This window comes from Spirosoma pomorum, from assembly GCF_054776615.1.
The window spans coordinates 154,271-176,812 of the sequence record NZ_BAAHBP010000002.1; the positions used below are offsets into that span (position 1 = coordinate 154,271).

Genomic DNA, 22,542 nt, shown 5'->3' on the forward strand with positions numbered 1-22,542 from the left:
GCCCATACGCTCCATTTTTGTACTCATACGCTAGTACTACTGGTATATATACAACCGTTCTTGTATATTATGACCTCTAATACAGGCAGGGAGTTTCATGGACCATTGCATTATCTATTTCAGTTCGTCAGTCAAGCAACTTCAGGAAGAAGATTTAACGACTATTCTCCAGCAGAGTCGTCAGAACAACAGTCAGGTCGGTGTCACCGGGGTGATGCTTTACGTACGAGGTAGTATCATTCAGGTACTGGAAGGCCAGAAGGAAATCATCGAGTCGTTATATCAACGCATCGAAAAAGATCCGCGCCACCAGGACGTCGTACGCGTTTTTAGTCGCCCAATTACCAAGCGCCTGTTTGGCGACTGGAATATGGGGTACGAAACCATTACCACACGTCAGCTTGAAGACGTTAAGCGCACCATAAACCTGGATCCGTTCACGGACGCCCCTACGATGCCGGACGAGCATATCATTCTTAGAACGATCAAGGTTTTTTACGATAGTAATCGGTACAACTGACGGCACCTCCGTTCGTTGAGTTTTGACGCGAACCATACCCAGAAAAGTCGCTCCTCAGGGCCTTCCTCCACTCAGAAAAAGTCACCGCTCCAGCATTGGCAAGCCAATGAATCCGGATTTTAGCCAATCGTTATCGCAGATCCCATCAAGACAAAAAACCCGTGATCTTCGGTCGCTTCAGTGACCAGATCACGGGTTCTGCTTTATAGCGTATCAAGAGACCGATCGCCCCTCCTGCCAGGTCCAACTCGTTCCCGTTCTGCCCGATTCGAGTTTAGTCTTCTGTTGTGTCACTCCACTTGTAGGCATAGTCAATTTTAGGCAACCAATAGACAAATAAGTGGCGTAAAACCGGGCTTTCGCGCTCAAAAAGGCGCAAATTGTCCCAAACTCGAATGAAATTGTCCCGTACAGAAAAGCGCGCCAGGTTCGCATAGGCTAGTTTTGTGACATGCTTTAGCGGCCTTCCGCTTTATTCACACACCCCTTTGTCTATAATTGGTGAGGCCCGGTACGCAATGCACCGGGCCTTTTTTTACCGCCTACCAACACCACGTATTTCTTGAACAACGATGTAATTTTTCTGCTGTCCCTTGCAACGAATTACGAAAAAATAGGCTCTCTATAGGTAGTTACCCGTCGGGATTACGCTTATACCGGTCCCGTACATCCACCTCATACTGTTCGATCCTCTTATGAAATGTCAAGTTAGTTTAATGAGCTGGCCTCCCGGCCTTATTCAGGGAATCAAGCAGGTCGTTGTTCCGTATCAGGCAGGAGTCGACTGTCTAACCGCCCGCCAGCAATATGCGGAAGCGCATGGATTCACGTTTCTGGCCGAACGGTCGGATGGGCTGATTGCCCTGTACTGGAATGAAGCAAATCGACTGGTCAGGATGGCCATTGAACCAGCTTAACCGATTCCTTTACGTGTTGATATCCCTCGACTAGTATTGTTATCAATTGACGTTCGGCTACTCAATTAAGGGCACCAGTATTCGTGTTTGACGAGTGCTGGTGCCTACACTTCACTAAAACAGCTTTTTCAACGCCTATGATACGTGTCTACTTTTTACCCTTGCTGGTAATTGTCGCACTGTTGGTCGGCAGTTGCCACACAAATCCGGTAGACCCAACCCCAGTAACTAGCTGGCGTACGCTGACCGCCCTACCGGCGTCATCAAAACCTTTATTTTTGGTCAGTGCCAATGGCTCATTGTATGCCGGTACCGGTACTAGCTACGGTCCCGCCCCCATCTTTTTGAGGGAGCTCTGGCAGTACGATGCAACTGATAACACCTGGATACAAAAGAAAGATTTCCAGGGTAAACTGGTGGGGAGAAACATCAGTTATTTCGTAGTGAATAATAAGCTCTACGTCGGTTTTGGGCTAAGTGCCACCGCTGAAATGTTTAGCGAGGGCGACACCGACTTATATTCATACTACGTGTATGAATATGATCCTGCTACGGACAACTGGCAAACCATTAATTCTCCCGTCACTGGTTCCGTCCCACCCATGATCCGCTATGCAACCGGCACAACATTCTTCACGTACCAGAACAAGGGGGTCGCCCTCTGGGGAACGTACCGACCTATCACCAGCCAGGCCACCCTGGGATACAGTGATGGGGTAACCTACACTTCTGCTGCGGGCTGGGATAAAGTCAATTTAACGCTTGTTGGCACCCCCGTTTTTCCAGAAACACCTACCAGCGCCCTGCAATATCAGTTAATTAACTACCGAATTCAGCGGAGAAACGGGTTTGGCTTTACAATCGGGGATCGTGTATACACGGGTGGGGGCGATACGTTCCGCAGCAGCACATTCGATCCCTTTCAGTCGAATGAGACCCTGCGCAAAGACGTTGAGTCACGGGACCTGTACGTCTTCGACGTGACACCAACGGGCAACGCCCTCAACCTGGTGTTATCCAGCATCGTGCAGACCCCGGCTACGGGGTACGACCTGACGGCGGCACATCTGGCTTTTCCGCTCAGCGATACGGGGTACATCATTGCCAATAACGGCAAGCTGATCAGCTACACACCCAGCTCGAATCAGTGGCATACGTTCGCTGAGTTAACCCGCCCTGTAGTCGTTGGCACCAGTCTCAACGACAAAGCATACTTCATCAACGAGACGAATCAACTGCTGGAATATACCCCCAATTAGGATGGATTTCAGGTCAAGCCGTCAACAAGTTCTGGCCTGACATTTTCTTAGCGCTACGTTTCGCACTAACAACTCAGTACCGCCGGAGAATCCTGACCAGTTTTCGGCTGATCAAGGCGTATCCTTGGTCGGAAGGATGCAGGCCGTCGTACGTTTTCGCCATAGAGCTAACCGGATACGGGTAGGCGTCGGTTTGTGGGTCAAATGGCACGTCGATAAATTTCGGATAGGTGTAGTTGCGGTAATCACCCGTCTGTGAATCTTTCAGGCGTTTATACTTCACCAGTTTTTTCATGGCCAAACCGGACGTATGGTACAGATCCAGCACGTCAACATGCTCGTAGTGCCCAATTGAATCAATGGCCTCGGCAAATGACTCCAGCGTCTGCCCATTCTTCGGCTTGTATGAGCCGAAAGCATTATTCTTAAAATTGAACAGATACACAAAATCAACCCGCTGCATGGGCGTAATCAGCAGAATACGGGCCTGAGGATTAAGCGAACGAAGCTTGTTGATGATGATCCGAAACGATCCGTAGACGGTTCCGTTACCCGTATTCTGTTCGTAGTCCGCAAACTTCCCCAACGGACGTCCGGCCCACCAGTCGTTTGTCCCCAGGAAAATGGAATAGATATCGGCCTTGACTAGCCCCAGCGTATCGATTTGCTGAGCAATTCGACCCGCCGTCCAGCCGTTGTGCCCCTGGTTGACGTAATGCAGGTCAGGCAGTTTTTTTACAACCCGCGTCATATAGCCTTTTGTGATCCGATGGTCAGTCTCGTTCGGATGGTCATTTAGGTATGTAATGGAATCACCGATGGCCACCCAGGTGCGAGGTTGGGGAGGAACGGCACTGATCAGTAAAACCAGGGCTGCGAAGAAGAATCCTTTTCTGACGAGCTGCATAAGGCTAGCGTAACCTATCAATCCGAACGAAACTGGTTCGAGAATCGGCTACTAACTCCAGTAAAGGACTTAATCCTCAAAAACTAACAAATCCGTGCAGGTTATACTGCCTGCCTAAATTTCTACTTCGTAGAATCTGTATAAAAAGTGATCCTCATTTGCGATTGAACCCAGTTAGCTTTTTGATAACGATTTTGGCAAAACACATCCGGGGTCATCGAAAGAATGACGAGCTATTCACATACCATTGTAAGAATACACGAAGGTATTGTCATCTCTTTGAGTATAAATATCAACTCAGCAGCTTATTCCTGCCATCAGCCCTGTCAGTCCAGCCAGCACTACATATCGAAAATCCAGACGGTCAGCGACCTAGCTACCAACGTCTTTTGTCAAACAGCCATCTATTCCTACGACCCGATTATGAAAATCAGTTATCTCTTTCGAATTATGTTGTCATATGTCAGCCGAATTTGTGCTGCTGTTTTAGGCTTATTCTGGTCGCTGAATTCGACAGCACAAATCAAAAAAGATACGACCAGCTACATTCAAACGATTGATATCGAAACGGGGAAAATTGATACGATTCTCTCCGTTAAACGTCACTTCGAGGCTCCTAACTGGCACCCCGATAATTACCTTATTCTCAACAGTAAGGGTAAAGTGTACACGCTGAACCTGGCGTCAAAAGAAATGGCGGAACTCAACACGGGTTTCGCCACGCAGTGCAACAACGACCATGGCATTTCGCCCGATAAAAAATGGCTGGCTATCAGCCACAACGATCGTAGTAATCCGTCAACGAAATCGTACAAGTCCGCCATTTTCGTGGTACCGATTGCGGGGGGAGAGCCCCGACGCCTTACGGCCGACGTACCTTCCTACTGGCACGGCTGGACCCCGGACAGTAAAACGGTGGCCTACTGCGCTGAACGTAACGGCAATTATGATATTTACACGATTGGCATCGACGGCGGCACGGAAAAGCGCCTGACGACCACCGAGGGTCTGGACGATGGGCCGGAGTACTCCCCCGACGGGAAGTACATTTATTTCAACTCGTACCGCACCGGGCATATGCAGATCTGGCGGATGCTGGCCGACGGATCACAGCCCGAGCAGCTGACGTTTGATGATCATTCGAACTGGTTTGCTCACCCCTCCCCCAATAATAACTGGCTCGTGTACATTGCCTATACATCCGACGAGAAGCAAGCCCATTTGTTTGGCAAAAACGTCAAACTCCGCCTGATGAATCCTAAAACGAAAGCCATCAAAGACCTGACACCCGTTTTCTTCGGGGGGCAGGGCACCATCAACGTACCCTCCTGGAGCCCGGACAGCCGAAAAATTGCCTTTGTGAGCTACCTGGTCAAGTAGCCTCTTCTCCAAACGTACCTTTTACGTTTCTGCTGTAGTCTGTGTACCGAAGTCAGTCTTGGCGCTGATCAGGTGATACAATCAGCTCATTGGCTTCAACAAAATTTACACCGGCGGGACGGACGAATACGCAGGTAAACAACCACTTGACCAGTCGGTAATCGGTCGTCTGAAAAGCGCCTACCGGTAGCTTGAGCAGGATTCTATTCCAGCCTTTTTTTAGCTGAATTGGTACAGGTGGGCGGTTCTCGTACGGTTCATTCGCGTAGCTGGTTTCCAAGGTTGTTGGATGAAGACCCGGCTGTGCCCAGCCAGGCGGTTTGATCGCTTCTCCGTTGATCCAGATACGACTTCCTTTGTAATCCCAGGCGCCGGTGGGTGGGGAAGCGTCTTTCTCCGAGCGGCCGTAGTTGTGAAAATCAAGCCAGACGCCGACCTGCTGGTTTCGGGGAGAAAACACGTACGTATAGGCATATACGGTATGATTGGGCTTCGGATCATTGATGTAGGCCCGAACAATACCTGGCCCCCACGTGTGCCGTAAATAAATCGTTGCTCCCGTGGCCTCCACACCGGGGAAGTCGTCGGCATTTGTTTCTGGCGGAAACTGAGCCGTCAAATCACCCCTATTCGAATATGGCGTGCTCAGCCGCCAGCGCAGATCCGCCTGCCGCACATACGGAAACGATAGTTGACTAAAATAGGCGTTCTTATGCGCCAGCAGTCGCGTTTCGAACTCAGCAAAAGCCGCCTTGTCAGTTAATACGGCCCCCGCTTCGGTTTCGGGCTGTCCCCCACCCCGCCAGGCGCGTTCGGCCAGGGTAAGCACCAGCGGGTAAAACCCATTGAGTCGTTCGATCTGATCCACATCCGCTACGTTCCGGTCGTTTCATACGCAACCAATGGCCCCCAGTCGATCAGGGGTGGCTTCCGGAACATCGCACAGATTCCGCTGGAACAGGCTAATCAGGTCGGCCTGCGTGGCAAAATGGTTAAAATACAGATTTCGGGACTCAATAATCCGCATGGGTGGGAGCGGCTGATCGTTACGTATCCAGAGTTGGCGAATGGCCTTCCCATCCAGGGCGGCACCTGGATACCAGCCAATCACTTCCTTGCCACAGGCGCGTACAACAGCAGCCATCTCGGGCACAAACGAAGCATCCTTAAAAGCGACTTCGTCGGTTCCAATATGGATGTAGGGCTCATTGAACAGTGCACAGACCTCACGTAGCAACTTCTTTACCAACACCTTGCCTTCGTCACTTTGCATGTCGTACCCAGTCGCTCGTTTGAAAGCGGCACTATGCCCCGGCATATCCAGTTCGGGAATGAGCAGAACGTGGTTGGCCCGGCAGAATTCAGCCAGTTCACGCGCCTGCTGCTTTGTGTAAAACTGCCCCGGAAGCCGGTGCGTTACCGACGAGTCAGTCAGGTTTGGAATGCTATCGCTCGCCAAGCGCCAGGCCAGATCTTCGGTCAGGTGCCAGTGGAACGTATTGATTTTGTAGCGGGCCAGTACGGTGATGTGTTGCTTGAGCCGTTCCAGCGGGATAAAACTGCGCCCAACGTCGTGCATAAACCCTCGAATCGGGAAGGCGGGCGAATCAACAATGGTACAGCCCACCAACGCTGGCCGGGGCTTCTGGGTATAGAGTTGTCGGAGGGTCTGATACCCCCAGAATAGCCCCCGTAACGTAGCCGCCCGCACTTGCACGGACGTTTTCATTATCGTCAGGGCGTATCCTTCGGGCTTCTGATGAAACGTCCCGTCAGGTTCCAGCAGCAGTTCAATTGTTTTTTCACCCCGAGCCGGGGCTACAGAGGGGTTTACTGTTACGCGGCTAATCTCCTGCACGAAACGAGTAATCGAATCAGCAATGGGTTGTGCCCCGGCCTGATTTACCCTTACCCGAATGGCCCCCGTCAGGACAAACGCAGCCTTCGTCCAGATCAGTTCTCGGGGTAGGGGCAGCAGAGACGGCCGCTGAGCTTGTCCGGTTAAGTGTATCAACAGCAGGCCCCAAAAAAGTAAACGACTCATGGTAAAGGCAAACGAAAGGTTGACAGGGGCAGCCCAGCGCTGTTGACGACATTAGCTGTACTAAAGGGCTGCCATCCATAGTATAGGTACGTTCCGGCAGCGCGATCACTCGTTTCCAGCTTGACCGTCTGCCGTAATAGTGTGGCTGAGATAGCCGTTTTCGGACCGGTTTCGTCACCCAGCGCAAAGCCCCGTACGGGTTGTCTGTCGGCGGTATGGAGCCCCGTGCCTGCGTCAGCGAACGTAATCGTCCAGCCAGTCTGGCTTCGAACGATCTGCTTTACTGAGGGAGACAGTAATTCGTTCTGTTCGTATGTCCCGGCCAGCATTACGCCCGCCAGCCGCTCCCCTACAGCTTTTTTGTTGGTCGGATGAACATCCCACGCATGCCCTACATCGCTGGTAACAGCCATACCCACATGCGGCAGGCTGTCCGCCATACGGCGCTGGCTGTCGCGAAACAGGGGCCAGTATTCTGACTTATACCCCCGTTCGGTTCCGATGGATGACAACTGACAGAAATACACCGGCAAATCAGGCCGTTGCCAGTCAGCCCGCCAATCGGCCAGCAACTGCGGGAAAAGCTGTTCGTGCTGCACGACCCGCGCCTGGCTCAAAGCGTTACTTTCACCCTGATACCATAGAATTCCGGCGATACCGAGACGAAGTAACGGTTGGATGGCCGCAGCATACAGGAATCCGGGCTTAAATGGATGATTATAACCCAGCGAATCCTTTGGAACGGCACGAGCGGCCAGCAGCAACGAATCCAGGTTCTCATGCCCGCGCTCAATACACCAGGGTTCCAATGCCGGGTTGGTTAGCCAGTCGCCCTTGAACACCGCATCCGAAACCACCTGGCCAGTCCTTGAGTCCGGGCGTAGCCAGGCTTCGGTGGGCGAACCGCCAACGGCTACGCTGATCAGCCCGATCGGAATGCCAGTTTGTTGCTGAACGCGCTGACCAGCGTAATACCCAACGGCGGAAAATAGCCGCGCCGACGCCGAGTCGGCCGACTGCCAGTGGGCAGGCTGGTAGAAGTGGTCTGGTAGGAGGTGCTTCCGGTCCGACGGTTTGTAGGCAGCCTTGTAAGTGGTAAGAGCCGGTCGCCGATTTAGTAAACGTAACAGCGAGTTGTGGACCTTAGGCAATATCTCAGAGGCAAACCGATCGTTTTTCAACTCAAACGCCATATTTGACTGCCCCGCACAAAGCCAGACATCGCCAATCAGGACATCGGTTAGAATGATTCGCTCAGCCTGGCTTTCTACCCGAATCGAGACAGGGGTAACGGAAGCCGGACGGGCTGAAAACGTAACCAACCAGGACGAGTCAGCAGCCACGGTAGCAGTACGTTTCTCACGTCTAAAAACAGCCCGTACCGCTGCCCCCGGCAGGCCCCGCCCCCATATGGTGACAGGTTGATTACGTTGGATAACCATGCCTGATTGCCAGACATCGGCTATCGTTAGCTTTGGCCGTTGCTGAGCCAGCGCTGGACAAATAAACAACCACCCAACGAGTAGCCAGCCTAAGCTGACCGAAATAAATCGTTTATTGATCATTGACCGTCGAAAACTCCCGTTCCTGACTGATCGTAAAGTCAGCCACCTGAGGTTTGAGAAAAAATAGCTGAACCAGCAGCGCGACGAAAACGATACCCGCCAGCAGGGCGAAATCACTACCCAGCTGGCCAGCATCCATCGACTTACCCAGCCAGTTAGTCACCAGTGCCCCCGCAAAAACGCCCGTCATATTCATTAATCCGTAGGCCGTTGCCCGGCTACGAGCCGGCACGAACTGACACAAAATGGGCATGTTGTTGGCATCGAACATCCCATACCCAAACCCAAAGCAAAGTGCAGCACCAATCACGCTGATAAGTGAATCGCCGAAGCCAATCAGCAGCAGCGACGGAATCGTGAGCGACAGCCCGATCGCACTGGTATAAATCCGTCCCCGTACATTTATCTGCACCCAGCGATCGGACATGATTCCACCAATAATTACACCGAGGAAGGATGATACCGCAATGCTGATGGTCGACAACGGACCGGCCTGCGCCATGTCGATATGCAGGCTGGAGGCAAAGAGCGTAGGCAACCAGTTTTTGGTCGCCCAGCCCGGCAGGCTGGGAATAGCGTAATAAAAAAGAATAACCCAGAATGACACATTTCCCAGCAACAGGGCCAGCCCCTTGGTGAATGGTACGCCTGACAAGCCGGTTCGGTTAAGCGACGGTTCCGCTACGACTTGCGATCGATTCACTTCCCGTAAGAACAGCGCTAGTACCAACGCGTACCCAATACCTACCAGGCCGAATACCTGAAAGGCCTTATTCCAGGAATAACTCTCCGCCAGCGTAGCGCCGAAACCACCCAGCGCCTGCCCCATGTATAAGCCGGTCATGTGGACCCCGACGGCCAGTGACCGAGTTTTGGAGGTGTGAAAATCAGCAATCAGGGACAGTCCTGCCGGAATGTATAGCGCTTCGCTCACGCCCATCACCGCCCGTAAACCGTACAGTTGATCGAACGTAGTAGCGTATCCCATGGAAAACGTCACCCCCGACCAGACGAACAGACTGCCAACGATCAGCCATTTCCGGTTGATCCGGTCGGCCACTATTCCCGATACGGGGCTCATTAGTCCGTAGATCCAGAGGAAAACCGCCATCAGCCGACCGAAATTGGTGGCTGACTGCAACTCCGTAATGCTGGTCTGCATCGAAGGCCGCATGGTAGCCAGCATTTGCCGGTCCAGGTAGTTTAGCATGGCCACGATCCAAAGCAGTCCAACGACAATCCAGGGGTAAGCACGTTCGTATGCCGTCTGTTTACGCATAAGGGTTAGGGTTCAGTGGGCGTGATAACACGGATGGCGGGCGTTCGTATCCCCGGCGCAATCTCGCCCGAAGGCAGAATAAACGACCCTTGCCAACGCACGAGGGTCGTTGTAACGGGCGTCGGAAAAGGCAGCGTGTCTACCACTGACCAGCCTTTCGTCACAGTCTGGTATTGCCAGACCTCCCGGCGGAAACCGGGATGATTGGCCTGTAACTCGTTACGTTGCTGTATCCATTTCGTTACGTCCGGGTGGCTACTTTCCGACGCAATTTTGTTGTTTAGCTGTTCAATCTGGCGGAGTCGAACCCCGTCATCTCCGCCGAGGACGAGGATTTGTCCCGCGCGCGTACCCGTCGCTTCGTGAGCGGCCACAGCCACGGGTAAATCCGCCAGGCGGGACCATCGTTTCTCGCGGATGTGGTACTGGTACGCATCAGCCAGTACGGTTGTCTGCCGATTACTGGTCTGCCGACCGCCCAGCACCGCCAGAACAGGAGAGCCGGGTTGTTCCAGGGCAACCAATGCCGTGAAGGCCCGGGCGGCTCCAGGAAAGTTCGTGTGCTGCTGCCAGCCCTTCTCAGGAGTCGGTACAGTCAATACGTACAGCGTTTTTACGGCCTCTCCGTTCGCTTCCCCACCGAAGACGTATAGCTCATTTCCAACCACGGCAGCCGACAGATTCGCCAGCGCCACCGGCAGCGGGGGCAGGTTTTTGGTGCGTACCCGCCCTGCTGCCCGATCCCAGGACAACAGCCACACATCCGCGTACGCCTGCGTCGCGTCGTTCCCGCCCAGACAGATAAGCTGGTCATTCCAGGTAACGCTGGCTCCGTAAGCGACTGGCCGTGGCAACGTGCCTACCTGCCGCCATGCGCTGGTCTTCTCCGGTTGGTCGAGGACATAAATGGCGTTGTGCCACATTTTCTTTCCATTCTGCCAGGGATAGCCGTCCGGGAAATTGGCCCCACCCGCCAGCAGAAGCGCCCCCTGGCTCATACCCGCAAAGGCACCGGCAAGGCCCGGGTTTGGCTTACCGTTTAGGGCAGGCAGATCCGGCAGTTGACTGTACGTCAACGGAGAACGGGGCTGACTCATCAACGGATGTATCATACCGAGTAATAGTAACAGTGTCGTCCAGCCACGTTTCATAAATTGAAGGCAACAACCGGCTGCTGGGAAGCAGTCCCATAAAAACCTATCTGGTCTACCTCGGCAAGGAAGTGCTGATACTGCTCCGTCGTCATGTTCGCAACGGGTAGTCGGAACGTACCGCAATCCAGCCCCACCGCGCGCATAAACGCTTTACCCGTGGCGATGCCACCGTACTTACCCAGCAGCCGGACAATCTCGATGGATTTGTCCTGCATGGCCTGGGCCCGGATCAGATCGCCCGAATCAAAAGCCGCCATCAGTTCCTGATACACCGGGGCTGCGTAATTAAACGTACTACCAACCGCCCCCCGAGCGCCCATCGCCATGGCGGAGATGAAGATTTCGTCCCACCCCCACAATAGATCGTACTTCCCATCACCGAATCGCAGGCACCGCCGATAATCCATCAGGTCGTTGTGCGTATACTTTATACCCCGGAAATTAGGCAGCCGTCCATCAATCTTCGTCAGGAAATCAATCATGGGCAAAGCCGCTCCCGTCAAAGCCGGAATGTGATAAAAGTACAGCCCAATAGCTGGTACCGCTTCGCCAATACCCACGCAGAACTCAACCAGCAAATCGACTGTGGCGGGTTTGAAGTAATAGGGCGCCAGTACGGCAATGGCGTCGAATCCATGCTGCTCGGCCAACCGCGCCAACTCGATACTTTCGGTCTGCGAAGTACCGCCCACGAGCATTATTTTCTGCAACTCGGGTTCATCGACCGCCCCCCAGGCCATCAGCAGAGCCTGTTTTTCGGCGAAGGAAAGGGAAACACCTTCGCCGGTAGACCCGCCCACAAAAGCACCCTTCACGCCATTGTGCACCAGAAACCGGGCGTACTGCGGAATCAGATCGAGGTTTAGCTGCCCGTCGGCGTGCATGGGGGTAAACGGAGCGGCTACCAGTCCAGTAATTTTTTCGTTGTGTATCATCTGTACTTTTAATTCAATCAGGGATTAGATTTCTCCGGGAAATTTCCCGGAGAAATGCCTCTACTACATAACCTATAAACAAATTAACTTCTAATAACCAGGTGTTTGCTTCAGCTTTGGATCAGCGTTGAGCATCGCCACCGAAATGGGCAGGAGCAGCTTGTAGGCCTGCGAGGACGGTAAGTAAGCCGAGTTGATCGTACTGAACACATACTCATTACCCGCCCGGCGGAGCGCCCACCAGCGTTTTCCTTCACCAATAAACTCACGCAGGTATTCGGCCAGAATCGCGTTCATGTTGGCAGTTTGGGAGCCGTTAGTGTAGGCGGTATAACCCGAACCATAGGCCCGTGCCCGGATCGCGTTGATTTCCGCCGACGGATCGGCTCCGCTTTTCGTTTTGGCTTCGGCCAGCAACAGCAGCACGTCCGCGTATCGATAAATCGGAAAGTCACTGTCGTACAGTTGCGTCCCGGCGTCGACCCGACCAATGAATTTGGTCAGCAACACCCCAGCAATTGGGTTCCCCGACGTATTGCGGTACATCACCCGGAACGAAGGGCGAATCCGCTGATCAGTACCGGTCGACAATTGCGTGATCATCCCCGGCGACAAACCTACCCGGCTGGCCCCCGCTACGTATGGGTACACCGAACTAACCGAAACCGCCAGCCCCGGAACCGGGTCGAGCACCAGCGTACTGGCCTGGGTCGTGTTCACCTGGAAACTTCCGTAAGCGCCCATCACCGCTTCGTTTTTCTCAAAGCTCAGGGCAACGATAATTTCCTTATTGTTGGTTTCTTTGGTTGGGTCAAAGACATCGGCATAGCTAGCCTGCAACCCAAGCGTCGACAACGCTTTCACCTCTTCGAGTGCGGTTCGGGCGGTGTTGAAATCAGTGGCCCCGCCCCCCAGGTGTGTACCCGACCAGATGAATACGTCACCCTTCAAAGTCTGCGTAGCCGCTCGATTCCAGTAGGTCCGCTTCGCCGTAAAGGTGTTATTATCGCCGAACAGGGAAAGGGATTTTTCCAGATCGCTTTTGATAAGCTGCATAACGGCTTCGGGAGTAGCCCGCTCGCGATACAGCTCACTGATATTCCCAATTGTTGTTACGGGCTCAGTCGTAATCGGCACCCCGCCCCAGGTTTTCAGCAGCGTGTAGTATACGTACGCCCGTAGTCCATACATCTCCGCCAGATAGCGATTCCGGGCTGTTTCGGCTAGCGGAGCATCGGGAAACAGGTTGATCACCGTGTTGATCCGGTCTACCAACGTATACAAACCGGCCCAGTTGGAAAACGGTACGTTGACAGCGCTGATGTTGTGCGACCAGAGTTGCTTCAGCGTACCATCTTCGGATTCGGTGTACAGCCCGTCGGCCCAGATGTCCGACCGCATTTCGCCGAGCTGGAACAAGGTTGCCTGGTAGGTACGCAGCGATGCGTACACGCCCGTGTACAACGTCTGGGCCGCGTTGGCGTCCGTCAGAGCCAGAGACTGGTTCAACGAGGTTTGCGGCACCACCTCAGCCAATTGTTGTTCGCAGGAAAACAGACCGGCGGATAGACTCAGGCAGCCGGTAAGTGCCAGCGTTAATTTATAATTTCTCATGATGTTGCAGAAGGTTATAGTCCAATCGTAGCACCTAGCGTTACGGTCCGCGGCAGCGGGAAACGACCTACGTCATTACCGCCCACTTCAGGGAACGTCCCATTGTATTTGGTTAGATAGGCCAGGTTTGAGCCCGTCAGGAATACGCGCAGACTTTGCACCCGTTTCCCCGTCAGGCGCTCCAGCAGCGTATTGGGCGCGTCGTAACTCAGCGTTACTTCCCGCATGCAGACGTAATTTCCTTTCTGCCAGAAGTTCGCCGGCGCTGTCGCACTGCCCCCCGCGTCGGTGAAATAGTTGCGGGCGTAGTTCGCCCAGTAGTAGCGCGGTAACGTAGCCGTCGGGTTGTCGGGTGTCCAGGTGTTAGTCACGTCGACCGGTCCGTTCTGCGATCCTTGCACCTGTGACATGCCCCGCAGGTACGATTGGTTGGCAATGACAAAGCCCAGCGAATAATCGAACTGCCCGAAGAGTGTAAATCCTTTCCAACTCAAGCTCGACGAAAAGCCGCCCTGAATGGTAGGAGTTGTGCGACCAACGTAGGTAAAATCGCGATAATCCAGCGTATCGTTGCGATCAAGGTCGCGCCAGCGAGCATCGCCCAGCAGCTTGATCCGTTTATTGGTGTACGGTAGATACGAGTTATAGAAGTTGGACCGGGCATCCAGATCAGCCTGGGTTTTGTACAGGCCATCATAGACCGGCGCGTACACCTGATCGAGGCCAACTCGCTGCCCTTCCTGCAGACCTCCCACCCAAATCAATTGGTTGCTGGCCGGATCGAACACCTGATAGGCACTTTGCCGATTCAGGGGCAGCCCATTGTTAGGCAGCTTGATGGCGAAATTACGAATGCTGTAGAAATTGGCATTCACTGCCCACGACAACCCTCCTTCCCGCGTTGGCCGCAGAATCTGCGTCCGGATATCCAGTTCAATACCCCGGTTTTGTAATTGCCCCAGGTTTGTTAGGTAGTTACTATACCCCGTCCAGGCGGGAATAGTCAGGGTCGATATTTTATCGTATACGTTCCGGATAAAGTAATCGGTGATCAACGTAACCCGGTTGTTGAACAGGCCAAGATCAAGACCAATGTTAAGCGTACTGGACCGTTCCCAACGTAAATCCGTGTTCGTTAGCCCCCCGGCAGCAAAACCCGGCTGGCCGCTGTAAATACCGATGTTGACGTACTGCGGGGTAGTCGCGTAATCGTTGAGCAGGGCATTTCCACTGGCGTCCAGTGGGTTGATACTTCCGTTAACGCCCCAGCTGATCCGGGGTTTCATCACCGATACGTATTTCCGCAGGGGTGAATTGGTAAAAAACTCTTCATTACTTAGGTTCCAGCCGGCCGAGACACCGGGGAAAAATCCGTAGCGATTGGTCGTTAGTTTAGACGTCCCATCGTACCGCATGTTGAGCGTCAGCAGGTACTTATCGGCGTAATTGTAATTGACCCGTCCGATACCTGACGCCAGTCGCTGCCAGCTGTTAAACGCCGACGAAGGGATACCCACCGCGGCCGTGGAGGCCGACAGCCACGGAATAAAGTCGGTCGCTGCCAGGTTGGCGCTTGCCCCGTAACTGTACTGCCGGAACTCGTAAAATTCGCCCCCACCCAGTACCGATACCATATGCCGACCAAATTCCTTGTCGTACTGCAGAAAACCATTATAGGTGTACTGACTTGTGCGGACATTCGAGAATGATGCGTTACGCGTGGCTACCAGCGCGCCCCCCGTACCGTTAATGTAGGATTTGGTAAACTGGTCGTTCGTGGTGTAGCGGTAATAGCCGGACGCGCTACCCAGTGCTTTGAGAAAGGGCGTGATCCGGTACTCTACGTTCAGCCCACCAGAATAGCGTTGCTCACCGGTGGTATTGAGAAATTTGTCCTGAAAATAATTCGGGTTTCCTAACGTACTTCCATCCACGCCCGGCAGTTGAGCGCCGGTAATGTCGTTTGTCAGCCGAACGGTGGGCGCGATACCCGTGAATCGCTGAACAATACCTCCTGCCAGGCCCCCGCCCCCATCGGCCGTCAGGTAAGACGGTGTACTGCTGGTGCTGTAAGCCCCTAGGTTTAATCCTATTGTCAGGTTTTTCCCGACGTTTAGCCCGCCATTGAAATTCAGATTCAATCGCTTCAGGCCCGAACCAATAATAATTCCCTGATCGCTCAGACTCCCGACGCCCAGCGAGAACGTGCCCATGTCATTGCCCCCCGAGGCATTCAGGTAGTGTTCATTGAGCACACCCGTTTGTAGAATCAGATCTTCCAGTTGTCGCTGCGAGGTGGATCGGTACAGAATACTATCCATCTGGGCGGAATTGAACGGATTTTTATCCACCATCAGGCTATACTGCGGATCGTTGAGCAGACCGCGGTTAGCGTTCGTTAGCAGTTGGGTCGAATATTTACCATCGGGCGCGGTCCAGTCCGAATTGAGGCCCCAGCCCCAGGCACCCGTCAACTGATTGCGGGCGTTGTTCATCTCCGCCGTGTTATTATCGGCCTGAGCGGCTGCGTACCGGCTGCCTAACCCCTGGCGATTCCAGCGGATGTAGTCTTCGGCGCTCATGTACTGAAGTGGATTACGTCGAACGTAATTGGCTGCGTGTTTGAACGTATACGTCACCGACGTCCGCCCTTTCTTTCCTTTTTTGGTGGTCACCAGAATGACGCCATTGGCGGCCCGCGCCCCGTAAATAGCCGTCGAAGCCGCATCTTTTAATACGTCCATCTTCTCGATGTCCTGCGCGTTGATCCCGTACAGCGACGGAACAATTACCCCATCGACAACGTACAAGGGCGAGCCCGAACCACCAAAATCCGTTCCTCCGCGTAGCACAATGTTGGGTGAGGCTCCGGGCTGCCCCGTCGTTTGCTGTACTCGTAACCCGGGAGCGGTCCCTTGCAGCGCCGTCGCGGCATTGGTCCGGGGCACCGATTTTAATACCGTGTTGTCGATACTCGCTACCGAGCCCGTCAACGTCCGACGACTTTGCTGGCCATAGCCTACGACCACCACTTCATCCAGACTACGTGCGTTTTCGCTCATGGTAATGGTCAGTGTGCTTTGCCCGGCTACGGCTACCTCCTGCGTGGCCATGCCGATCTGCGACACAATCAGTACGTCGTCCTTCTGAACGGCCAGTGAAAACCGACCGTCGCTGTCAGTTACGGTTCCCCGGCTGGTGCCTTTTACCGTAATGTTGACTCCGGGCAGTGTCTCTCCAGTACGTTTGTCCCGGATAGTTCCGGACAGCGTTGTTGTCTGGCCCCAGCCTGACAGCGTACTCAACACGAAGACAATAAGTAATACATATTGCCTAACACAGCTTGTACAATTTGGCATCTTGTACCCAATTTTAGGATGAAACAAAGACTAATTTGATTTTACAAAAGTATTATGTTGTACATAATATTTCCAAATTGGGCTAAAAATTTTTATTTACCCTTCTTTTTGCGGAATATTGTCAGACTTATTCAAAGAGGACTCAACTATTAAGTACTACATAATATATGGATTACGCTGCTATTCATGGAGAGCTATCGGAGCCGGGCACACTTGTCGATAAAGTGGAAGCGGATCTGCTGGCCTATTTCGACACTCATAGCCTGAAAGCTGGAGATGTCATTCCGACGGAGATCGAGCTGGCGGCTCAGTTGGGCGTTAGCCGGACCGTTATTCGGGAAGCTATGCTCCGGCTACGCATGCGGGGTCTGCTTGAGTCCAAAAAGAAGCGTGGTACGGTCATCACCAATCCAGATCTGCTGTCGCTGATCGAGAAGACGATGTATCCCGGCATTCTGGACGGCGAGACCCTGCGCGACATTTTTGAACTTCGCATCGTCCTGGAAATTGGCATGGGGGATCTGCTTTTCGAACGAATCACGCAGGCGGACATTGATGAACTCTACGCCATCGTAGCCGAAGAGCCGGTCAATACGCAGGAAATGGTATTTGATGCCGACCAGGAGATTCGTTTCCACGGCAAGCTTTACGACATCACCGGGAACCAAACGTTACGTCGGTTCCAGCGCATGCTGCTGCCTATTTTCAAGTACGTCCACGAAAGTGGACTTTTGAAAAAGCCCGTCCAGCACAAGAAGTTCGTGTCGCACCGGGGTCTGGTCGACGCTTTGCAACATGGCAACCCGGAAACATTCCGAAATGCGATGCGGAATCACTTCGAAAATCATTTCCAACGTTTATTCTAACTCTTGGTCATGCTATCTGCTTTCCTTCTGAGTCTCGGACTCACCGTCAATGGGCTTTCCCCGGCGTCTCCACACGTAGTACCGCCAGTAAGCAGTGCCCCGCGTTCGGCCAGCGTTACGGAAACCGTCGTCTTTCGGAATGGCGAAGGTGGGTATACCTGCTACCGGATTCCGGCAATTGTCCGCACACCCGAGGGTGAATTGCTGGCTTTTGCCGAAGGACGGGTTACAGACTGTGGCGATTATGGCGACGTCGATATTGTGATGCGCAGCAGCAAAGACGGCGGGAAAACATGGTCAGCCATCAGCCGCGTAGCCGATGTTGGCGCCTTGCAGGTGGGCAACCCAGCCCCTGTTTATGACCGGTCTGATCGTCAATTCCCGAAGGGGCGGCTATTTCTGCTGTACAATACAGGATCAGCCTCCGAGAGCGATGTACGTAAGGGGAAAGCGGTTCGCGAGGTCTGGTACATTACCAGTACAGATGCCGGCAAAACCTGGTCGGAGCCCGTTAACATTACCAAACAGGTATCCCGCCCCAATCAACCCGCTACCAATCCGGCGTACTCCTTTTCGGAAGACTGGCGGTCGTACGCAAACACGCCGGGGCATGCCTTACAACTACAAAAAGGCCCACACAAAGGGCGGATCTTCGTAGCTGCCAATCACTCCGCGGGGTCACCGCAGCCCCATTTTCAGGATTACAGAGCGCATGGTTTCTACTCCGACGATCACGGCAAAAGCTGGCAGCTTTCGCCGACAATTCCTTATCCAGGCGGCAACGAAAGTACCGCAGCCGAAACGTCCGAAGGAGGCATTCTGATGAACATCCGGAATCAGTCGGGCGACGTTAAAAATCGGCTATTGGCTCGTTCGTCCAACGCAGGAATCAGTTGGGAGCCAGTGGAGGTAGCGCAGGATTTACCGGACCCCGTTTGTCAGGGCAGCATGATCGATTACCCCCTTGGCGGTGGTCAATCGGCGCTTCTATTCAGCAATCCCAATAGTCAAACCAAACGAGAACGGCTGACCGTGCGGGTCAGTAAGGATGGTGGTCAGCACTGGTCGGCGGGTAAAGAAGTGTACAACGGTTCGGCCGCTTACTCGGATCTCGTTGTCCCATCCGCCGGACAGGTCGGCGTACTCTACGAAAAGGACAACTATACCCAGATTGTCTATGCTTCTTTTCCCTATCAGGATCTGAATTAGCGGTGGTAGGCTGGCGAACGGGCAAGATGTCCGTTGACCTACGCCCATCACTAACGGATGCAGCCAGTAAGCAGGATGCTCAGACTATAAACGCTGGTTTCCTTCTGAACGGCAACGACTGCCAACGCTGTATTCAGTTGCTACGCCCCAAAAAATACGTAACATGACCGCTCCCCTTTCCTCTATTCAAGCCTACGCGCAGCAATACCGCGACGCTTTACTGAACGATGTGCTCCCCTTCTGGCAACGGCATTCACCTGACCCGGAATTCGGCGGCTTTTTTACGTGCCTCGACCGAAACGGCGCCGTATACGATACCGATAAGTTCATCTGGTTACAGGCAAGGCAGGTGTGGACCTTCTCCATGCTGTATAACCGTGTGGAGCAACGACCCGACTGGCTGACACTAGCCCAGCATGGGGCCGACTTCCTGCGGACCCACGGCCGCTCCCCAAACGGCGACTGGTATTTTTCGCTAACATGTGCGGGCGCCCCACTGGTACAACCTTACAACATTTTCTCGGACTGCTTTGCCACCATGGCTTTTGGCCAGTTGTCGCAGGCAACGGGTCGTGACGAAGATGCGCATATTGCCCAGACGACATTCCAGCGGATACTAAACCGACGCGACAACCCTAAAGGACATTGGAATAAGGCTGTAGCCTCCACGCGACCGTTGAAGAATTTCGCCCTGCCTATGATCCTGTGCAATCTGGCTCTGGAGATAGAGTCTCTGCTGGACAGGCCGTTGGTAGAACAAACAATCGACGCCTGTATTCATGAGGTTATGGACGTTTTCTACGACCCGGCACTGGGACTAATTCGGGAAAACGTTACGCCCAACGGGCAAGCATCAGATTCGTTTGAGGGGCGGCTGCTCAATCCCGGTCACGCGATTGAAGCCATGTGGTTCATTATGGATTTGGCCGTCCGTCGAAACGATCAGTCGCTCTTGCAGCGGGCGGTCCAGATTACGCTGGATACCCTGACGTACGCCTGGGACCAGCAGTTCGGTGGCTTGTATTATTTCATGGATGCCCATGGGCATCCGCCCCAGCAACTCGAATGGGATCAGAAGCTCTGGTGGGTCCACGTCGAAACGTTGATCAGCCTCCTGAAAGGCTACTTGTTTACGGGTAATCCGGCCTGTTGGGAGTGGTTCGAGCGGGTTCACGCCTACACCTGGTCGCACTTCCCGGACCCCGCTGCTGGTGAGTGGTTTGGCTATCTGAACCGGCAGGGAGACGTATTATTACCGCTCAAGGGAGGAAAATGGAAAGGCTGTTTTCACATACCACGCGGTTTATACCAAAGCTGGACGACCTTGACCAAACTGACCGAAATCAGAACGCCAATACGTTCGTCACAGTGATACGTTACGTTCTGTACAACGGCAAGTAAGACCGAGTGGTCTGGCTTACGTTTTATGAATCAGGCTAAGTGCGTTAGCGCATTCAGCCTGATTTCGTAGTCAGTTATACGGCGCGTTGTAGAAAATTTCGATAGTAATTCATTCTTCCGTTGAAACCGGCTCGCTCGTCAGCTTGGGTTGTTTGTAAAGATGATAGAGTCCGTAAATGCCGCCCGCCAGCGCTACCAGTACGACGATGATCCACTCGTGCTTCCGCAAATCCTCAACCAGCGTTTCGGCAAGTTGCGCAATACCATTACCGGCCAAAACAATAACGGTTGTCCACAGCACCGCTCCGAACGCGTTCAGTAGCGTAAACCGGAGCGCTGGATAATGAACCATACCAATTGTCAAAGGGATGATCGTTCGTAGGCCGAACAGGAAGCGGAAGCCAACAACCAGGCCAGCCCCGTAGCGATGAAACAGCTGTTGCACCCGGCTTACACGAGGCTGCCATTTTGGACGCCGGGCCAGCACGCGCGGACCGTACCGGTGTCCCGCATGAAACAATGCCTGCACAATCAGAAACGTAGCCAAAGCGCCGACGGCAATAATGCCCGTCTGGTTTAGATAGCCCCGGTGCGCCAGATAAGCCGCCAGAATTAAGAACGTTTCGCCTTCAATCAGGACACCAACGAATAAAATGGGATAGCCATACGTAATAAGCAACGACTCAATAGACATAGCCGGACAAAGATCTGGTACTTGCTAGCGATAACTCTACTTGCCGCACCGATGTTAGAACCAAGCTATCCAGAAGGAGACTTTACATCTACTTCGGTTACTATCACCAATCAGACTGGCGGATATCCAGTCGCTATCGAACCGCAACAATAAACAGTCGGGGGAAGGGTAATAGTACGGTTCCATCGGAGAGTGGCGGATAAGCCAGGGCTATTTCCTGCTGATACTGTTCCAGGAAAGTAACCCGTTCTTCTTCGGAAAGAAGCTCCAGATACGGGCGTAACCCGGTGCCTTTAAACCACTCTACGACCGCGGCTGCCCCACCTGGTAACGGATGATAATACGTTGTTCGCCAGATATCTAAGTCGCTGACCGTATTACGTAACAACTGATAGTACCAGTCGGCCCCGTGACGTTCCATCCGGTTCTTGGCCGGGGCCAGCTTTTCCGCCCACGCGCCTTTGTCAGCGATTTCCCGCATAAGTCGGTGGGCGGGCTCGTTAGCGTTGTCCGGCATTTGTACCGCCAGGCTGCCGCCCGGTTCCAGTTGGCGAATAAGTCGGGGGAATAGTGACGCATGGTCAGGAAGCCATTGCAGGGCGGCATTCGCAAAAATTACGCCAAAGGAGCCGTTGCTTGTCCAGGTGCTAATGTCCGCTACGGCAAACTGACAATCGGGTAGGCGCTGGCGAGCGGCATCAACCATGTCGGGCGAACTGTCTATACCAGAGATAATTGCCTCCGGAAAGCGATCACGTAACAACTCGGTCGAATTGCCCGGCCCACAACCCAGATCAACTGCCGTTTGCACGTTGACCGTCGGAATCCGGGCTAATAGATCGTAGATCGGTCGATTACGTTCCGCTTCGAACTTCCTATACTGACTGGCAGACCAACTCATAACGTGCACAATGGTAACTGTACTCTATAACCGGAACGGACGCAAAATGTGTATTGAACCGACGGATTGGTACTCGCAGCTTCGAATTCCAGTCCCATCGACTCCTCAATCGAACGGTTTCTCGAATAACTTTCTTCTGAGTCAGCCACAATTAATTTTTCAACGCGAAAATTTCACACTGGAAAATATGACAAAGGCTTAATTTTTGCTCTTAGTCTTTATTCAACTAAGTAGTCCATTTTCAGACACGTTCCTGGCCACTATGAGTGAATTAACTCACCAGTCAAACTGTGACTATGAAGTGCATTTTCTAGCACGACTTATTCTGCGCGATGACGCTTACCGCAATGGTCAGCCATCACCCAGATGGTCAGACCTAACCCAGGACACCCGGGACGCGTATCTGCTGCTGGCTCGTCAACGTATCGAGGTATGGGATAAAGCCACACCCGTCAGACGTTGATCTCGCTTGTGATTAGCATACCCAGCAAACGTCTAATACCTTTTTTCTTCGGGATTCAGCTATGAAAAAAAGCGG

General features: G+C 53.3%; 20 protein-coding genes. 9 read left to right on the forward strand and 11 right to left on the reverse strand.

Going from position 1 to position 22,542, the window contains the following annotated elements; translation table 11 throughout:
- The first annotated feature begins 97 nt into the window (after positions 1–97).
- The 3 genes from ACYVAD_RS06420 to ACYVAD_RS06430 all read left to right on the forward strand — a co-directional run bounded on the left by ACYVAD_RS06420 (position 98) and on the right by ACYVAD_RS06430 (position 2,696).
- Positions 98–520, forward strand: a complete 423-nt coding sequence (locus tag ACYVAD_RS06420; protein WP_461138655.1) for a BLUF domain-containing protein — start codon at positions 98–100, stop codon at positions 518–520.
- 695 nt (positions 521–1,215) lie between these two features.
- Positions 1,216–1,437, forward strand: coding sequence for a hypothetical protein (locus ACYVAD_RS06425; RefSeq protein ID WP_461138656.1), 222 nt, complete (start codon positions 1,216–1,218; stop codon positions 1,435–1,437).
- Between the two features lie 137 nt (positions 1,438–1,574).
- Positions 1,575–2,696 (forward strand): Kelch repeat-containing protein, encoded by a 1,122-nt coding sequence (locus ACYVAD_RS06430; RefSeq protein ID WP_461138657.1) that lies wholly within the window; start codon positions 1,575–1,577, stop codon positions 2,694–2,696.
- A 73-nt stretch (positions 2,697–2,769) separates the two neighbouring features.
- Here the strand turns inward: ACYVAD_RS06430 and ACYVAD_RS06435 are convergent, their stop codons facing one another.
- Entirely contained in the window at positions 2,770–3,603 is an 834-nt protein-coding gene (locus tag ACYVAD_RS06435; RefSeq protein WP_461138658.1) for an SGNH/GDSL hydrolase family protein, read from the reverse strand.
- A gap of 423 nt (positions 3,604–4,026) precedes the next feature.
- Between ACYVAD_RS06435 and ACYVAD_RS06440 the strand changes: the two genes are divergently transcribed.
- Entirely contained in the window at positions 4,027–4,983 is a 957-nt protein-coding gene (locus ACYVAD_RS06440; protein ID WP_461138659.1) for a TolB family protein, read from the forward strand.
- A gap of 52 nt (positions 4,984–5,035) precedes the next feature.
- Here the strand turns inward: ACYVAD_RS06440 and ACYVAD_RS06445 are convergent, their stop codons facing one another.
- The 8 genes from ACYVAD_RS06445 to ACYVAD_RS06480 form a co-directional block, all read right to left on the reverse strand.
- A complete protein-coding gene (locus ACYVAD_RS06445; RefSeq protein ID WP_461138660.1) occupies positions 5,036–5,851 on the reverse strand; it encodes a hypothetical protein in 816 nt (271 codons plus the stop codon).
- A gap of 21 nt (positions 5,852–5,872) precedes the next feature.
- On the reverse strand, positions 5,873–7,027 hold the full coding sequence (locus ACYVAD_RS06450; RefSeq protein WP_461138661.1) for a family 20 glycosylhydrolase: 1,155 nt from the start codon (positions 7,025–7,027) through the stop codon (positions 5,873–5,875).
- Complete coding sequence (locus ACYVAD_RS06455) at positions 7,024–8,592, reverse strand: sialate O-acetylesterase (RefSeq protein WP_461138662.1); 1,569 nt, start codon at positions 8,590–8,592, stop codon at positions 7,024–7,026. The genes ACYVAD_RS06450 and ACYVAD_RS06455 overlap by 4 nt, the downstream gene beginning before the upstream one ends.
- Positions 8,582–9,871 (reverse strand): MFS transporter, encoded by a 1,290-nt coding sequence (locus ACYVAD_RS06460; protein ID WP_461138663.1) that lies wholly within the window; start codon positions 9,869–9,871, stop codon positions 8,582–8,584. Before ACYVAD_RS06460 ends, ACYVAD_RS06455 begins: the two co-directional genes overlap by 11 nt.
- 5 nt (positions 9,872–9,876) lie before the next feature.
- Entirely contained in the window at positions 9,877–11,022 is a 1,146-nt protein-coding gene (locus tag ACYVAD_RS06465; protein ID WP_461138664.1) for a Kelch repeat-containing protein, read from the reverse strand.
- Positions 11,019–11,960: a dihydrodipicolinate synthase family protein gene (locus tag ACYVAD_RS06470; RefSeq protein WP_461138665.1), complete on the reverse strand. Its 942-nt coding sequence runs from the start codon at positions 11,958–11,960 to the stop codon at positions 11,019–11,021. Before ACYVAD_RS06470 ends, ACYVAD_RS06465 begins: the two co-directional genes overlap by 4 nt.
- Positions 11,961–12,050: 90 nt before the next feature.
- Entirely contained in the window at positions 12,051–13,574 is a 1,524-nt protein-coding gene (locus ACYVAD_RS06475) for a RagB/SusD family nutrient uptake outer membrane protein (RefSeq protein WP_461138666.1), read from the reverse strand.
- A 14-nt stretch (positions 13,575–13,588) separates the two neighbouring features.
- On the reverse strand, positions 13,589–16,882 hold the full coding sequence (locus tag ACYVAD_RS06480; protein WP_461138667.1) for a SusC/RagA family TonB-linked outer membrane protein: 3,294 nt from the start codon (positions 16,880–16,882) through the stop codon (positions 13,589–13,591).
- Positions 16,883–17,100: 218 nt separating this feature from the next.
- On the opposite strand from ACYVAD_RS06480, the gene ACYVAD_RS06485 reads away from it, so the two are divergent.
- The 4 genes from ACYVAD_RS06485 to ACYVAD_RS06500 are packed head-to-tail and all read left to right on the forward strand — an operon-like array spanning position 17,101 to position 20,380.
- Positions 17,101–17,799, forward strand: a complete 699-nt coding sequence (locus tag ACYVAD_RS06485) for a FadR/GntR family transcriptional regulator (protein ID WP_461138668.1) — start codon at positions 17,101–17,103, stop codon at positions 17,797–17,799.
- Between the two features lie 9 nt (positions 17,800–17,808).
- A complete protein-coding gene (locus tag ACYVAD_RS06490) occupies positions 17,809–19,008 on the forward strand; it encodes a sialidase family protein (protein ID WP_461138669.1) in 1,200 nt (399 codons plus the stop codon).
- A 26-nt stretch (positions 19,009–19,034) separates the two neighbouring features.
- The gene (locus tag ACYVAD_RS06495) at positions 19,035–19,175 is read left to right on the forward strand and encodes a hypothetical protein (RefSeq protein ID WP_461138670.1); all 141 of its coding nucleotides are present in this window, start codon (positions 19,035–19,037) and stop codon (positions 19,173–19,175) included.
- Positions 19,172–20,380, forward strand: a complete 1,209-nt coding sequence (locus tag ACYVAD_RS06500; RefSeq protein ID WP_461138671.1) for a n-acyl-d-glucosamine 2-epimerase — start codon at positions 19,172–19,174, stop codon at positions 20,378–20,380. The genes ACYVAD_RS06495 and ACYVAD_RS06500 overlap by 4 nt, the downstream gene beginning before the upstream one ends.
- Positions 20,381–20,518: 138 nt before the next feature.
- Here the strand turns inward: ACYVAD_RS06500 and ACYVAD_RS06505 are convergent, their stop codons facing one another.
- Entirely contained in the window at positions 20,519–21,103 is a 585-nt protein-coding gene (locus ACYVAD_RS06505) for a DedA family protein (protein ID WP_461138672.1), read from the reverse strand.
- Positions 21,104–21,236: 133 nt separating this feature from the next.
- Positions 21,237–22,004, reverse strand: coding sequence for a trans-aconitate 2-methyltransferase (gene tam, locus ACYVAD_RS06510; RefSeq protein ID WP_461138673.1), 768 nt, complete (start codon positions 22,002–22,004; stop codon positions 21,237–21,239).
- 262 nt (positions 22,005–22,266) lie between these two features.
- On the opposite strand from tam, the gene ACYVAD_RS06515 reads away from it, so the two are divergent.
- Positions 22,267–22,467, forward strand: coding sequence for a hypothetical protein (locus ACYVAD_RS06515; RefSeq protein ID WP_461138674.1), 201 nt, complete (start codon positions 22,267–22,269; stop codon positions 22,465–22,467).
- Positions 22,468–22,542: the final 75 nt, after the last annotated feature.

Coding starts and splice junctions, on each gene's coding strand:
- ACYVAD_RS06420 (WP_461138655.1), top strand. CDS start 98: ATGGACCATTGCATTATCTATTTCAGTTCGTCAGTCAAGCAACTTCAG.
- ACYVAD_RS06425 (WP_461138656.1), top strand. CDS start 1,216: ATGAAATGTCAAGTTAGTTTAATGAGCTGGCCTCCCGGCCTTATTCAG.
- ACYVAD_RS06430 (WP_461138657.1), top strand. CDS start 1,575: ATGATACGTGTCTACTTTTTACCCTTGCTGGTAATTGTCGCACTGTTG.
- ACYVAD_RS06435 (WP_461138658.1), bottom strand. CDS start 3,603: ATGCAGCTCGTCAGAAAAGGATTCTTCTTCGCAGCCCTGGTTTTACTG.
- ACYVAD_RS06440 (WP_461138659.1), top strand. CDS start 4,027: ATGAAAATCAGTTATCTCTTTCGAATTATGTTGTCATATGTCAGCCGA.
- ACYVAD_RS06450 (WP_461138661.1), bottom strand. CDS start 7,027: ATGAGTCGTTTACTTTTTTGGGGCCTGCTGTTGATACACTTAACCGGA.
- ACYVAD_RS06455 (WP_461138662.1), bottom strand. CDS start 8,592: ATGATCAATAAACGATTTATTTCGGTCAGCTTAGGCTGGCTACTCGTT.
- ACYVAD_RS06460 (WP_461138663.1), bottom strand. CDS start 9,871: ATGCGTAAACAGACGGCATACGAACGTGCTTACCCCTGGATTGTCGTT.
- ACYVAD_RS06465 (WP_461138664.1), bottom strand. CDS start 11,022: ATGAAACGTGGCTGGACGACACTGTTACTATTACTCGGTATGATACAT.
- ACYVAD_RS06470 (WP_461138665.1), bottom strand. CDS start 11,960: ATGATACACAACGAAAAAATTACTGGACTGGTAGCCGCTCCGTTTACC.
- ACYVAD_RS06475 (WP_461138666.1), bottom strand. CDS start 13,574: ATGAGAAATTATAAATTAACGCTGGCACTTACCGGCTGCCTGAGTCTA.
- ACYVAD_RS06485 (WP_461138668.1), top strand. CDS start 17,101: ATGGATTACGCTGCTATTCATGGAGAGCTATCGGAGCCGGGCACACTT.
- ACYVAD_RS06490 (WP_461138669.1), top strand. CDS start 17,809: ATGCTATCTGCTTTCCTTCTGAGTCTCGGACTCACCGTCAATGGGCTT.
- ACYVAD_RS06495 (WP_461138670.1), top strand. CDS start 19,035: ATGTCCGTTGACCTACGCCCATCACTAACGGATGCAGCCAGTAAGCAG.
- ACYVAD_RS06500 (WP_461138671.1), top strand. CDS start 19,172: ATGACCGCTCCCCTTTCCTCTATTCAAGCCTACGCGCAGCAATACCGC.
- ACYVAD_RS06505 (WP_461138672.1), bottom strand. CDS start 21,103: ATGTCTATTGAGTCGTTGCTTATTACGTATGGCTATCCCATTTTATTC.
- tam (WP_461138673.1), bottom strand. CDS start 22,004: ATGAGTTGGTCTGCCAGTCAGTATAGGAAGTTCGAAGCGGAACGTAAT.
- ACYVAD_RS06515 (WP_461138674.1), top strand. CDS start 22,267: ATGAGTGAATTAACTCACCAGTCAAACTGTGACTATGAAGTGCATTTT.